This is a genomic window from Micromonospora parastrephiae (assembly GCF_016802865.1).
Lineage (GTDB): Bacteria > Actinomycetota > Actinomycetes > Mycobacteriales > Micromonosporaceae > Micromonospora > Micromonospora parastrephiae.
Window position 1 is genome coordinate 1 of the sequence record NZ_JAEVHM010000145.1, and the last position, 14070, is coordinate 14070.

A 14070-nucleotide genomic window follows, 5' to 3' on the forward strand; every position below is an offset into this window, starting at 1 on the left:
CCGCCGCGGCGAACGCGCTCGGCACCTTCCTGGTGGACTCCGCGGCCGCCCGAGGTCTGTCCCCCGGCCTCGCCGGCCTCACCCTCACCCTGGGCAGCGCCGTCTGCGTGGTGGCCCGGGTGGGCGCCGGGTGGCTGGCCGACCGTCGGGCCAGCGGCCACGTCGCGCTGATCGCCGCGATGCTGGTGGTCGGCGCGGTCGGTCTGGGCCTGCTCGCGCTGACCGGCGCGGTGCCGCTGGTGGCGGGGGTGGTGCTCGGCTTCGGCCTGGGCTGGGCGTGGCCCGGTCTGATGAACTTCGCGGTGGTACGGCTGCACCCGCAGGCCCCGGCCACCGCCACGTCGATCACCCAGACCGGGGTGTACGCGGGCGGCTGCCTCGGCCCGCTGAGCCTCGGACCGCTCGCCGCACACCTCGGCTATCCGACGATGTGGGTCACGGCGGCGCTGTCCATGCTGCTCGCCGCGGCCCTCATGCTCGTCGGCAGTCGGCTGCTGACAGCCGCCGGCACGGCTCGGAGCGAGAATCAGCTGGTGCGGTCGGCGATGTAGTCGCAGAGCGATTCGAGGGCGCGGCGCGCCGGGCCGTCCGGAAGGGGGGCCAGACGCGCGCGGGCGTCCTCGGCGTAGCTGCGCACGGTCTCCCGCGCCCGCTTGAGCGCCGGGCTCTCCCGGAGCAGCCCCAGCGCCTCCGCGTGCAGGGCGTCGTCAGTCAACGGGCCGGTCGCCAGGATTTCCCGCAGGCGCACCGACGAGGCGTCGGAGTCGTCCGCCGCACGGGCGTAGAGCACCGGCAGAGTCGGAACGCCCTCGCGCAGGTCGGTGCCGGGCGTCTTGCCCGACTGCACCGACTCGGACGCGATGTCCAGCAGGTCGTCGGAGAGCTGGAAGGCCACACCGATCGTCTCGCCGTACCCGGCCAACGCCTCGACGTGCTCCGCCGGAGCCCCACCGAACATCCCGCCGAAACGGGCCGACGTGGCGATCAGCGAGCCGGTCTTCTCGGCGATGACGCTCAGGTAGTGCGCGACCGGGTCGTCGCCGACTCGCGGCCCCACGGTCTCCGCGATCTGACCGTGCACCAGGCGGGCGAAGGTGCGCGCCTGCAACCGCACCGCCTCCGGGCCCAGGTCGGCCGCGATGTCCGCGGCGCGGGCGAAGAGGTAGTCGCCGACCAGGATGGCGACCGAGTTGGTCCAACGCGAGTTGGCACTGGGCGCACCCCGACGAACGGCCGCCTCGTCCATCACGTCGTCGTGGTAGAGCGTCGCCAGGTGAGTGAGCTCCATCACCACCGCGGCCGGGACGACCTGCGCGCCGGCCGGATCACCGAACTGGGCGCCCAGCGACACCAGCAGAGGGCGGAACCGCTTCCCGCCGGCCTCCACCAGATGCCGGGCGGCCTCGGTGACGAACGGATCCGCGCTCGCCACGCTGGCCCGCAGCTCGACCTCCACCGCGTCCAGCAGACCCAGCACGGACGCCTCGACGCGGGGATCGGCGAGATGAAGGCCGAGCGCGCCGAACTGACTCGTGCTCGCCCGACCCCGACGACCGCCGGAGCCGGAGGCACCTGAACGCTCGCCAGCCGGATTCACCACACCATCAACCATGCCACACCCGTTCGACCTGCTCCGGGCCGGGGATACGCACCGGGGCCGGCACGTGAACACGCGCCGACCCCCGGTGATCGATCCTTCGGTCATCGAACGAATTCGGCGGCTCCCGCAGCCAGATCGAGCAGCGGCGCCGGGGCGATGCCCAGCACCAGGGTGGCCAGCACGCCGATCATCAGGGCGGCGGAGGTGAGCCCACCGGGCACGGTGACGGTCGGGGTGGACTCGCCCGGCTCGGAGAGCCACATCAGCACCACGACCCGCAGGTACGGGAACGCCAGCACCATGCTGGTCAGCACGCCGGCGATCACCAGCCAGGTCTGCCCCTCGGCCAGGGCCGGCCCGAAGATCGCGAACTTGCTGGTGAATCCGCTGGTCAACGGGATGCCCGCGAAGGCCAGCAGGATGAACGTGAACAGCCCGGCGAAGAACGGCGAACGCCGACCCAGCCCGGCCCAATGGGACAGGTGGGTGGCCTCCCCGTCGGCGTCGCGCACCAGCGTCACCACCGCGAACGCGGCCAGCACCGAGAACCCGTACGCGACCAGGTAGAACATCGTCCCGGACAGCCCGTCGCGGCTCGGCGCCAGCACACCGACCAGCAGGTAACCGGCGTTGGCGATCGAGGAGTACGCGAGCAGCCGCTTGATGTCGGTCTGGGTGACCGCGAGCACCGCGCCGACCAGCATGGTCAGCACCGCGACCGCGCCGAGCACCGGCGTGAAGTCCCAGCCGGCGTCGGCGAACGCGACGTGGAAGACACGCAGCAGCGCGCCGAACGCGGCGACCTTCGTGCAGGCCGCCATGAAACCGGTGACCGGGGTCGGGGCGCCCTGGTAGACGTCCGGCGTCCACACGTGGAACGGGGCCGCCGCCGCCTTGAAGAGCAACCCGATGGCGAGCAGCGCCATGCCGGCGAAGAGCAGCACCGGGCTGGCCGGCGACTCGGACACCGCCGCGTTGATGGTGGCGAAGTCGACGCCGGCCGTCCGGCCCGGGATCCCGGCGGTGAAGCCGTAGATCAGGGCCACCCCGAACAGGAAGAACGCCGAGGCGTACGCGCCGAGCAGGAAGTACTTCATCGCCGCCTCCTGGCTCAGCAGACGCCGGCGACGAGCCAGCGCGCAGAGCAGGTACAGCGGAAGCGAGAAGACCTCCAGGGCGATGAACATGGTCAGCAGGTCGTTCGCCGCCACGAAGATCAGCATGCCGCCGATCGCGAACGTGGTGAGCGGGTAGACCTCGGTGAGCCCGTTGCGTCCCTCGGCCTGCCGCCGGTCGTCGGCCGACTCGGCGGTCACCGCGGCCTGGGCGACGAACGCGCCGCCCCGCTCCACCGAACGGTCGCCGATCAGCAGCAACGCCATCGCGGCCAGCACGAGGATCGCGCCCTGGAGGAAGAGCGTCGGCCCGTCCACCGCGAGGGCCCGGCCGGCGGTGAGCATCCGGTCGTCGGCGTTGAAGACCACCATGGTCAGCGCGGCGAGCACCGCCAGCAGAGCCAACGTCAACTGCACCAGATGCCGCGAGCGCCGGGGCACGAAGGCCTCGACCAGCACGCCGAGCAACGCGGTGCCCAGCATGATCAGGATCGGGGCGAGCGCCGCGTAGTCGAGCGACGGCAGTTTCAACTCGGTCACTGTGCCGACCTTTCGTTCGCGACTGCGGGGCTCCGCTGCGCTGCACTCCTCGCGCTCACCGGTGCGCCTCCTGGACGGTGCCCACCGATGGGGCGGGGTCGGACTTGCCGATGTCGTCCATGGTCGCCTGGACGGCCGGGTTGATCACGTCCGTGACCGGCTTGGGGTAGAAGCCGAGCAGCACGATCAGCGCGATCAGCGGGGCGACCACGGCCTTCTCGCGCAGGTTGAGGTCCCGGCGCATGCCGTCGACCTCGGTCAGCGCCGGGTTGAGCGTGCCCTGCGTGGTGCGCTGCACCATCCACAGCACGTACGCCGCGGCCAGGATGATGCCGAGCGTCGCGATGACCGCGACCGGCTTGTTCACCGTGAACGTGCCGATCAGCACCAGGAACTCGGAGATGAACGGCGCGGTTCCGGGCAGCGCGAGTGAGGCGAGACCGGCGAAGAACAGCACCCCGGCGAGCAGCGGAACGAGCTTGCCCGCCCCACCGAAGTCGCTGATCAGCGCCGAACCACGCCGGGAGATCAGCATGCCCACCACCAGGAAGAGCAGGCCGGTGGCCAGACCGTGGTTGAGCATGTAGAGCACCGCGCCCGTGCCGGCCTGCGTGGTGAACGCGAAGATGCCCACCCCGATGAACCCGAAGTGCGCGATAGAGGTGTACGACACCAGCCGCTTGAGGTCGTTCTGGCCGACCGCCAGCAGCGCGGCGTAGACGATGCCGATCACGCCCAGCGCCAGCGCCCACGGCGCGAACCACTTCGACGCCTCGGGGAACAGCGGCAGGCAGTAGCGCAGGATGCCGAACGTGCCGACCTTGTCCAGCACGCCGACGAGCAGCGCCGCCGCGCCCGCCGGGGCGGCGCCACCGGCGTCCGGCAGCCAGGTGTGGAACGGGAAGAACGGCGCCTTGATGGCGAACGCGAGGAAGAAGCCGAGGAACAGCCAACGCTCGGTGCCGGTGCTGATGTCCACCTGCGACAGCGCCTGCCAGTCGAAGGTCTTCCCGCCGACCACCCAGAGGCCGATCACCGCGGCCAGCATGAACAGACCGCCGACGAGCGAGTAGAGGAAGAACTTCACCGCCGCGTACTGCCGCTGGTGGCCGCCGTAGCTGCCGATGAGGAAGTACATCGGCACCAGCATGACCTCGAAGAACACGTAGAACAGGAAGACGTCGGCGGCCGCGAAGACGCCGATCATCGTGCATTCGAGGGCCAGCAGCAGCGCGAAGTAGACCGGCACCGACCGCTTCGACGACTCCGCGTCGTGCCAGGACGCCAGGATCACCAGCGGCACCAGCACCGCGATCAGCATCAGCATCACCAACGCGATGCCGTCGGCGGCGAAGGTGAAGCTGACACCCCAGTTCGGGATCCACGAGTACGACTCGCGGAACTGGAACCGGTCACCGCCGGCGTTGAAGCTGGCCCACATCACCACCGACAGCACCAGCACGAGCAGTGACCAGGCGAAGGCCACCTGCTTGGCCAGCTCCGGCCGGTGGCGCGGCAGGAAGGCCACCACCAGGGCGCCCACCAGTGGCGCCACCGTGAGCACCGAGAGGAACGGGAAGTTGGACATTATGCGGCCTTACCTCCGTCGTCACTGCGTGGTCCGCCGGCGGGGGCGGCCGGAAAGAGGTCGATCACGCCAACCACCCCGCCTGCACCGCCAGGAACGCCGCCATCACCAGCAGCGCACCGGCCAGGATCGAGGTGGCGTACGAGCGGACGAAACCGGTCTGCATCCGCCGGAGCCGGCCGGATCCACCGCCGACCGCGGCGGCGAGCCCGTTGACCAGCCCGTCGACGCCCCGGTTGTCGAGGAAGACCAGCGCCCGGGTGAGGAAGATGCCCGGCTTCTCGAAGACCGCTTCGTTCACCGCGTCGGTGTAGAGGTTGCGCCGGGCGGCGGTCACCAGCACACCGGCCGGCTGCGGCGCGGTGGCCGTACCGGCCCGGAACAGGAACCAGGCCAGCCCGGCGCCGAGCACGGTGACCAGCAGCGACAGCGTGGTGATCACGGCGTGCGAGAGGACCGCCTCGTGCTCCGCGTGCTCGCCGCCCAGCCCGGCGGTCGCCGTCAGCCAGTCCGGAACGGACGTGGAGAGCAGGAAACCGGCGCCGACCGAGCCGACCGCCAGCAGGATCAGCGGAATGGTCATCAGCGTCGGTGACTCGTGCGGGTGCTCGATGTCCTCGGTCCACCGCTTCGGGCCGTGGAAGGTGAGCACGAACAGCCGCGTCATGTAGAAGGCGGTCAGCCCGGCGCCGAGCAGCGCCGCACCGCCGAAGAGCCAGGCGGTCCAGTCCTCCCGCTCGAAGGCGGCCACGATGATCGGCTCCTTGGAGAAGAAACCGGAGAACGGGAACATGCCGATGATGGCCAGCCAACCCATCATGAAGGTCAACCAGGTGATCTTCATGTGCTTCGACAGCCCGCCGAAGCGGCGGATGTCCACCTGGTCCCTCATCCCGTGCATGACCGAGCCGGCGCCCAGGAACATGTTGGCCTTGAAGAAGCCGTGCGCCAGCAGGTGCACGATGGCCAGCGCGTACGCCCCACCGCCCAGACCGACACCGAGGAACATGTAGCCGATCTGGCTCACCGTCGACCAGGCGAGCACCCGCTTGATGTCGTCCTTGGCCGCGCCGATGATGCAGCCCATCAGCAGGGTGAGCGCACCGACGCTGACCACCACGAGCTGGAGGGTCGAGTTCGCGGAGAAGATCGGGTTGGAGCGGGCGATCAGGTAGACGCCCGCGGTGACCATGGTGGCGGCGTGGATGAGCGCCGACACCGGGGTCGGGCCCTCCATCGCGTCCGGCAGCCACGCCTGGAGCGGGAACTGGCCGGACTTGCCGGCCGCTCCGAGCAGCAGCAGCAGGCCCAGCACCAGCACGGTGGTGCCGGTCATCGCGCCGACGCCGCTGAACACCTCGTCGTACTGGGTGGTGCCCAGCGTGGCGAACATGATGAAGATGCCGATGGCCAGGCCGGCGTCGCCGACCCGGTTCATCAGGAACGCCTTCTTGCCGGCGGTGGCCGCGCTCGGCCGCCCGTACCAGAAGGAGATCAGCAGGTACGACGCCAGACCGACGCCCTCCCAGCCGAAGTACAACATCACGTAGTTGTTGCCGAGCACCAGCAGCAGCATCGCCGCGACGAACAGGTTGAAGTACGCGAAGAACCGGCGACGGCCCCCGTCGTGCGCCATGTACTCCACCGCGTACAGGTGGATCAGGAAGCCCACCCCGGTGATCAGCAGCACGAAGACCGCGGCGAGCGGGTCGAACAGCAGACCGAAGTCGACCCGGAAGTCACCGACCGCGATGAAGTCCCAGAGGCTCAGCTCGACCGACTTGTTCTCCAGGCCACGCAGCTGGAAGAAGAAGGCCAGGCCGAGCACGAAAGCGGCACCGATGGCGGCGACGCCCAGCCAGTGCCCCCAGCGGTCGGCCCGACGGCCGAGCAGCAGCAGGATGGCCGCGCTGACCAGCGGGATCGCCACCAGCAGCCAGACGCTGCCGAGCAAGCCCGTGGCACCGGCGTACTGCACAGTCTCTTCCACTTGCTTGCCCCTTAGTACTTGAGCAGGTTGGCGTCGTCGACGCTCGCCGAGCGCCGCGTCCGGAAGATGGACATGATGATCGCGAGACCGACCACGACCTCGGCCGCTGCCACCACCATCACGAAGAACGCCATGATCTGACCGTTGAGGTCGCCGTTGATCCGGCTGAAGGTGACCAGCGTCAGGTTGGCCGCGTTGAGCATCAGCTCCACGCACATGAAGAGCACGATCGCGTTGCGCCGGACGAGCACCCCGGCGGCGCCGATGGTGAACAGCACCGCGGCGAGCACCAGGTAGTAGTCAGGCGTCATGGCTGGACTCGCTTTCGTTCGCGACTGCGGGGCTCCGCTTCGCCGCACTCCTCGCGCTCACCGTGCTCGCCTTTCGTTCGCGACTGCGGGGCTCCGCTTCGCTGCACTCCTCGCGCTCACCGGTCCGTCCCCTTCAACGTGGTCTCCTGCGCCGTCAGCTCCCGCACCGGCAGGATGTCGGGCGTGCTCCGCTCGGTGAGCCGGCCGTCCGGCAGCCGCGCCGGGGTGGCCACCGAGGAGGAGGTCGCGAAGACGCCGGGGCCCGGCTTGGGGCCGGGGTAGTTGCCCGGCGCGAAGCGGGCCTTCATGGTCGACGGCTGGTCGACCTTGTCCTGCTTGCGCCGCTCGACGTGCGCGAGCACCATGGCGCCCACCGCCGCGGTGATGAGCAGCGCCGAGGTCAGCTCGAACGCGAAGACGTACTTGGTGAAGAGCAGTCGGGCGATGCCCTGCACGTTGCCCTCCGCGTTGGCCTGCTCCAGGCCGACCGCGGTGGTGCCCTCCAGCGCCCGGTAGAGCGCGCCGCCGACCAGGCCGGCGAAGCCCAATCCCAGCACGATCGCGGCGACGCGCTGGCCGCGCAGCGTCTCGATCAGCGAGTCGGAGGAGTCCCGCCCGACCAGCATCAGCACGAACAGGAAGAGCATCATGATCGCGCCGGTGTAGACGATGATCTGCACCATGCCGATGAACGGCCCGGCCTGGAGCACGTAGAACACGCCCAGGCAGAGCATGGTGAGCACCAGCCAGAGCGCGGAGTGCACCGCGTTGCGGGCGGCCACCATCCCGATCGCGCCGAGCAGGGCGAGCGGCGCGAGGATCCAGAAGGTGACCTCCTCGCCGCCGGACACCCCACCCGCCGCGGCCAGCACCGTAGACATGGTCATGCTCCCTCTCCCTTGCCGGCCGCCGCGCGCTGGGCGGCCTGCTCGGCACCCGGGAACGTCACACCGGGGTGCTCCTCGACCTGGTACCGGCCGGGGCCCATCGGGGACGTCTCGGCACCGGCGGAGGTGCCCGGGTTCTCCAGGGCGCCGACGTAGTAGTCCTTCTCGCTGTCACCCAGGCGCATCGGGTGCGGCGGCTGCTCCATGCCCTCGAGCAGCGGCGCGAGCAACTGCTCCTTCGTGAAGATCAGGTCCTGCCGGTTGTCCCGGGCCAGCTCGTACTCGTTGCTCATGGTCAGCGAACGGGTCGGGCAGGCCTCGATGCACAACCCACAGAAGATGCATCGCGCGTAGTTGATCTGGTAGGTGCTGGCGTACCGCTCACCCGGCGAGAAGCGCTGCTCGTCGGTGTTGTCGCCGCCCTCGACGTAGATCGCGTCCGCCGGGCAGGCCCAGGCGCACAGCTCGCAGCCGATGCACTTCTCCAGGCCGTCCGGGTGCCGGTTGAGGATGTGCCGCCCGTGGTAGCGCGGCGCCGACACCGGCGGCTTGAACGGGTAGTCGGTGGTGACGACCTTCCTGAACATGTGCGAGAAGGTGACACCGAATCCCTTGAACGTTCCGGTGATCGCGCCCACGTCACACCTCCCTGGAGTCCGAGCCGGCGACGATGTTGGCCGGCTCCCGCTCGGCGACCACGCGCGTGATACGCGGGCTCGGTGGTACCTGTAGATCCATCGGTGGCAGCGGGAAACTCCCGTACGGCCGGTTGTCCGCCTGCTCCTGCGGAGTCGGCTTCGGCTGCGGGCGACGGCTGGGCCAAAACAGCGTGGCGATCAGCAGCACGCCGGCAGGGATGCCGACAGCGATGAGCTTGCCGCGCGAGTCCCAGTCCTCGATGGAGCGCAGGCCCGACAGGACCAGGATCCAGACCAGGTTGATCGGCAGCAGCACCTTCCAACCGAAGCGCATGAACTGGTCGTAGCGCAGCCGGGGCAGCGTGCCGCGCAGCCACACGAACACGAAGACCAGCGCGATCACCTTGCCGAAGAACCAGAGCATCGGCCACCAACCGGAGTTGGCGCCCTCCCACAGGGTGATCGGCCAGGGCGCCCGCCACCCGCCCAGGAACAGCGTGGTGGTGACCGCGGACATCGTCACCATCGCGACGTACTCGCTGAGCATGAAGAGCGCGAACTTCAGCGAGCTGTACTCGGTCATGAAGCCGGCGACCAGCTCGGACTCGGCCTCGGGCAGGTCGAACGGCGCCCGGTTGGTCTCACCCACGGTGGCGATGAAGAAGATGATGAAGCTGGGCAGCAACAGGATCGCGTACCAGCCCGGCGCCGGGATATCGGTGCCGAAGATGGACAGCTGGGTGCCGTCGCCCTGTGCGGCGACGATCCCGCTGGTGCTCATCGTGCCGGCGGTCATGAACACCGCGACGATGGAGAGGCCCATGGCAACCTCGTAGGAGATCATCTGGGCGCTCGACCGCAGACCACCGAGCAGCGGGTACGTCGAGCCGGAGGCCCAGCCGCCCAGCACGATGCCGTAGACGCCCATCGAGGAGCAGGCCAGCAGCAGCAGCACCGCCACCGGAACGTCGGTGACCTGCAACGGCGTGTGGTGGCCGGCGATGCTCACCATCGGGCCGAACGGCACCACCGACAGCGCGGTGACCGCGCAGATCACCGAGATGGTCGGGGCGAAGAAGTAGACGACCTTGTCGGCCGCCTTCGGCAGGATGTCCTCCTTGAAGGCCATCTTCAGGCCGTCGGCGAGGGTCTGCAGCAGGCCGAACGGGCCGACCTGGTTGGGGCCGGGCCGCACCTGCATGTAGCCCACCACGCGCCGCTCGAACCAGACGCCGAGCAGGGTGGCCAGCAGACCGAAGGCGAACGCGAAGACGATCTTGCCGAGGACCAGCCACCACGGATCCCGACCGAAGTCGGCCAGCGTCGGATCCTGGGCGAGGTAGGAGGGACTCACTGTGCCCACCTTTCGTTCGCGACTGCGGGGCTCACTCGCTGCGCTCGTGCACTCCTCGCACTCACTGGTTACCCCCAGCGTTGAGGAGCGGACCCGGGAGACCGGTCTCGTCGGCCGCGACCCGCCCGGCCGGGACGGCCGCGCTCTGTGCGGGGACGGAGATCCGGACGACCGCGCCGGACGTCGCCCCGAGGCTGCGTCGCAGGGTCGAACCGGGTGAGTTGGTCGGCAACCAGACCACGCCGTCCGGCATCTCGGTCAGCTCGGCCGGCAGGGTCAGCGCGCCCCGGTCGGTACCGACGGTGACCGCGTCCCCGTCGGCCACACCGAGCGCCTCGGCGGTGCCCTTGCCCAGCCGGACGACCGGCGGGCGGGCGGTGCCGGCGAGGTGCTCGTCGCCGTCGGTCAGGGTGCCGAGATCGACCAGCTGGTGCCAGGTGGCCAGCACGGCCTCCCCGGCGCCCGGGTGCGGCACCGCGCCCGGCGACACCGACGGGGCAGCCGGCCGGGACGTACGCGTGGTCGGCAACGAGGCCAGCTCACGACGCACACTCAGCACGTCGGCGGTGCCGAGCCGCACGTCGAGCAGCGCGGCCAGCGCGTCGAGCACCCGGCCGTCGCTCATCGCGGCCGTGTTCAGCACCGCCTCGAACGGACGCAGCCGACCCTCCCAGTCCAGGAAGCTGCCGGCCTTCTCGACCACCGGGGCGACCGGCAGCACCACGTTCGCCCGCCGGGTCACCGCGCTGGCGCGCAGCTCCAGGCTGACCAGGAACGGCACCGCGTCCAGGGCGGCCTCGGCCAGCCGTGGGTCGGCCAGGTCGGCCGGGTCCACACCGCCGACCACCAGGGCGCCCAGCTGCCCCTTGGCCGCGGCCGCCAGGATCTGGTCGGTGTCCCGACCGCCCTGGCTCGGGATCACCCCGGCCGGGATGTCCCACGCCTCGCCCAGCTCGGCCCGCGCGGCCGGCTCGGTGACCAGTCGGCCACCGGGGAGCAGGTTCGGCAGGCAGCCGGCGTCGACCGCGCCGCGGTCACCCGCGCGTCGTGGCACCCAGGCCAGCTTCGCGCCGGTACGCCGCGCCACGTTCGCCGCCGCGGAGAGCCCGCCCGGCACGCTGGCCAGACGCTCCCCGACGATCAGGATCGCGCCCGGGGCGCTCAACGCCTCGGTGACCGTGGCGTGCTCGGCGAGCACGCTGGCCTCCTCGCCCGGCACCACCCGGGCCAGCTTGGCACCGAGCTTCTCCAGGCCGCGGGTGGCGAACGGCGCCAACGCGTACACCGTCAGGGTCTTCTTCAGGTACGCCTTGCGCAGCCGAAGGAAGAGGATGGGGCACTCCTCCTCCGGCTCCAGGCCGACCAGCACCACCGCCGGCGCGTTCTCCACGTCGGTGTAGGTGACGTCGGTGACCCCGGCGACCGAGCTGGCCAGGAAGTCGGCCTCCTCGCGGGAGACCGGCCGGGCCCGGAAGTCGATGTCGTTGGTGTTCAGGGCGACCCGGGCGAACTTGGCGTACGCGTAGGCGTCCTCGACGGTCAGCCGACCGCCGGTGAGCACCGCCGTGCCCTGCCCACCTTCCCGGGCCGCGTGCAGCCCCTCGGCGGCCACGGTGAGCGCCTCACTCCAGGACGCCTCCCGCAGCTCACCGGTGCGCTCGTCGCGGACCAGCGGGGTGGTCAGCCGGTCGGTGGCGCGGGTGTACTGGAAGCCCCAGCGGCCCTTGTCGCAGTTCCACTCCTCGTTGACCTCCGGCTCGTCACCGGCCAGCCGGCGCAGCACCTTGCCGCGCCGCCAGTCGGTGCGCTGCCCACAGCCGGCCGAGCAGTGCTCGCAGACGCTGGGGCTGGACACCAGGTCGAACGGGCGGGCGCGGAACCGGTACTGGGCACCGGTCAGCGCACCCACCGGGCAGATCTGCACGGTGTTGCCGGAGAAGTAGGAGTTGAACGGGACGTCACCGGCGTCGCCCTGCTCGCCGTACGCGTCGTCCCGGTAGATGTTGATCTCCTCGGCGGACGACCGGCCCATCAGGTCGATGAACTTGTCGCCGGCGATCTCCTCGGAGAACCGGGTGCACCGCTGGCAGAGCACGCAACGCTCGCGGTCCAGCAGCACCTGGCTGCTGATCGCCATCGGCTTCTCGTACTCCCGCTTGTGCTCGTGGAAGCGCGAGTCGGTGCGGCCGGTGGACATCGCCTGGTTCTGTAGGGGGCATTCGCCGCCCTTGTCACACATCGGGCAGTCCAGCGGGTGGTTGAGCAGCAGCAGCTCCATCACCCCCTCCTGCGCCTTCTTGGCGACCGGGGAGGTGAGCTGCGTCCGCACGACCATGCCGTCGGCGACGGTCTGGGTGCAGGAGGCCACCGGCTTGCGCTGCCCCTCCACCTCGACGAGGCACTGGCGGCACGCGCCGGCCGGAGCCAGCAGCGGATGGTCGCAGAACCGGGGGATCTCGGTGCCGATCTGCTCGGCGGCCCGGATCAGCAGCGTCCCCTTCGGGGCGGTGACCTCGACGCCGTCGATGGTGAGGGTGACGGTCTCGGTCTGCTTGGCAACGTCGGTCATTAGTGGGCTCCCACCAGCTGCTTGTCCGACAGCTTCGGTGCGGTACGTCCCTCGATGTAGTCGAGGTAGTCCTGCTTGAAGTACTTCAGCGACGAGGTCACCGAGCTGGTCGCGCCGTCACCGAGACCGCAGAACGAACGGCCGAGGATGTTGTCGCAGGTGTCCAGAAGGGTGTCCAGGTCCTCGTGGGTGCCCTGACCGGAGAGGATCCGCCGGTAGACCCGGACCATCCAGTAGTTGCCCTCGCGGCACGGGGTGCACTTGCCACACGACTCGTGGTGGTAGAACTCCAGCCACCGGTACGTCGCGTAGACCGGGCAGTCCTGGTCGGAGAAGATCTGGGTGGCCGTGGTGCCCAGGATCGAGCCGGCCGCCGCCACCCCCTCGAAGTCCAGTGGCACGTCCAGGTGCTCGGCCGCGAGCAGCGGGGTCGACGAGCCACCCGGCGTCCAGAACCGCAGGTTGTGACCGGGCTGCATCCCACCGGCCAGCTCCAGCAGCTCGCGCAGCGTGACACCCATCGAGCACTCGTACTGGCCGGGGTTGGCGACCCGGCCGGAGAGCGAGTAGATCATCGGCCCGGAGGACTTCTCGGTGCCCATGGTCTTCCACCAGTCGGCGCCACCGAGCACGATCGGCGGCACGCTGGCGATGGTGCCGACGTTGTTCACCACCGTCGGGCTGGCGTACAGGCCGTGGGTGGCCGGGAACGGCGGACGCAGCCGGGGCTGACCCCGGAACCCCTCCAGGGAGTCCAGCAGCGCCGTCTCCTCACCGCAGATGTACGCCCCGGCGCCGGAGTGCACCACCAGCTCCAGGTCGTAGCCGCTGCGCAGGATGTTCCGGCCGAGGTAGCCCTTGTCGTACGCCTCCTGGACCGCGTTGCGCAGCCGGCGCGCGGCGTGCACCGCCTCGCCCCGGATGTAGATGTAGGCGCGGCTGGCCCGGATCGCGTACGAGGCGATGATGACGCCCTCGACCAGCGCGTGCGGGTCGTGGGTCATCAGCGGCAGGTCCTTGCAGGTGCCCGGCTCGCCCTCGTCGGCGTTGACCACCAGATAATGAGGAACCGTCGGCGGATTTCCGCTTGGCTGTTGAGGGATGAAGCCCCACTTGAGACCGGTGGGGAAGCCGGCGCCGCCACGACCGCGCAGCCCGGAGTCCTTGATCAGCTGGATCAGGTCGTCCGGGTGGGCCTTGAGCGCCTTGCGCAGCGCGGCGTAGCCGTCGAGCTGCTCGTAGGTGCCGATCCGCCAGGCGTCCGGCGACAGCCAGCGCTTGGTCAGCACCGGCGTCAGCTTGGCCAACGTCTCCGGGCGGGGAGTGGTCACTTCTGGGCCCCCGTTTCGCTCGCGTCCGCCGGTCCGGCGCCGTCGGCGTCCGTGCCAGCTTTCGCTTCGGTGAGGTTGCGCTCCTGCGCCCCGGCCTCGTCGCCGGCGGGCTTACCGTCGCCGGCCGGCGCGTTGGCCGCCACGCCG

General features: G+C 70.3%; 11 protein-coding genes. 1 reads left to right on the forward strand and 10 read right to left on the reverse strand.

Going from position 1 to position 14070, the window contains the following annotated elements:
* On the forward strand, window positions 1-551 hold a 551-nt coding region (locus tag JNW91_RS23275), incomplete at its 5' end, for an MFS transporter (protein WP_407664374.1).
* Here the strand turns inward: JNW91_RS23275 and JNW91_RS23280 are convergent.
* The 10 genes from JNW91_RS23280 to nuoF all read right to left on the reverse strand — a co-directional run bounded on the left by JNW91_RS23280 (window position 527) and on the right by nuoF (window position 13923).
* Window positions 527-1612 carry a polyprenyl synthetase family protein gene (locus JNW91_RS23280; RefSeq protein ID WP_203177568.1) on the reverse strand — a complete coding sequence of 362 codons (1086 nt, stop codon included), beginning with the start codon at window positions 1610-1612 and terminating at the stop codon, window positions 527-529. The two genes, JNW91_RS23275 and JNW91_RS23280, sit on opposite strands and share 25 nt — an antisense overlap.
* A gap of 89 nt (window positions 1613-1701) precedes the next feature.
* On the reverse strand, window positions 1702-3255 hold the full coding sequence (gene nuoN / locus JNW91_RS23285) for an NADH-quinone oxidoreductase subunit NuoN (RefSeq protein WP_203177569.1): 1554 nt from the start codon (window positions 3253-3255) through the stop codon (window positions 1702-1704).
* A gap of 55 nt (window positions 3256-3310) precedes the next feature.
* A complete protein-coding gene (locus JNW91_RS23290) occupies window positions 3311-4843 on the reverse strand; it encodes an NADH-quinone oxidoreductase subunit M (protein WP_203177570.1) in 1533 nt (510 codons plus the stop codon).
* A 64-nt stretch (window positions 4844-4907) separates the two neighbouring features.
* Window positions 4908-6833, reverse strand: a complete 1926-nt coding sequence (nuoL, locus tag JNW91_RS23295; RefSeq protein ID WP_203177571.1) for an NADH-quinone oxidoreductase subunit L — start codon at window positions 6831-6833, stop codon at window positions 4908-4910.
* An 11-nt stretch (window positions 6834-6844) separates the two neighbouring features.
* A complete protein-coding gene (gene nuoK / locus JNW91_RS23300) occupies window positions 6845-7144 on the reverse strand; it encodes an NADH-quinone oxidoreductase subunit NuoK (RefSeq protein ID WP_030486270.1) in 300 nt (99 codons plus the stop codon).
* 116 nt (window positions 7145-7260) lie between these two features.
* Window positions 7261-8031, reverse strand: a complete 771-nt coding sequence (locus JNW91_RS23305) for an NADH-quinone oxidoreductase subunit J (protein ID WP_203177572.1) — start codon at window positions 8029-8031, stop codon at window positions 7261-7263.
* Window positions 8028-8669 carry an NADH-quinone oxidoreductase subunit NuoI gene (gene nuoI / locus JNW91_RS23310; RefSeq protein ID WP_203177573.1) on the reverse strand — a complete coding sequence of 214 codons (642 nt, stop codon included), beginning with the start codon at window positions 8667-8669 and terminating at the stop codon, window positions 8028-8030. The genes JNW91_RS23305 and nuoI overlap by 4 nt, the downstream gene beginning before the upstream one ends.
* 1 nt (window position 8670) lies before the next feature.
* Entirely contained in the window at window positions 8671-10023 is a 1353-nt protein-coding gene (gene nuoH / locus JNW91_RS23315; protein ID WP_203177574.1) for an NADH-quinone oxidoreductase subunit NuoH, read from the reverse strand.
* 61 nt (window positions 10024-10084) lie between these two features.
* A complete protein-coding gene (locus JNW91_RS23320) occupies window positions 10085-12592 on the reverse strand; it encodes an NADH-quinone oxidoreductase subunit G (RefSeq protein WP_203177575.1) in 2508 nt (835 codons plus the stop codon).
* The gene (gene nuoF / locus JNW91_RS23325; RefSeq protein ID WP_203177576.1) at window positions 12592-13923 is read right to left on the reverse strand and encodes an NADH-quinone oxidoreductase subunit NuoF; all 1332 of its coding nucleotides are present in this window, start codon (window positions 13921-13923) and stop codon (window positions 12592-12594) included. Before nuoF ends, JNW91_RS23320 begins: the two co-directional genes overlap by 1 nt.
* Between the last annotated feature and the right edge of the window lie 147 nt (window positions 13924-14070).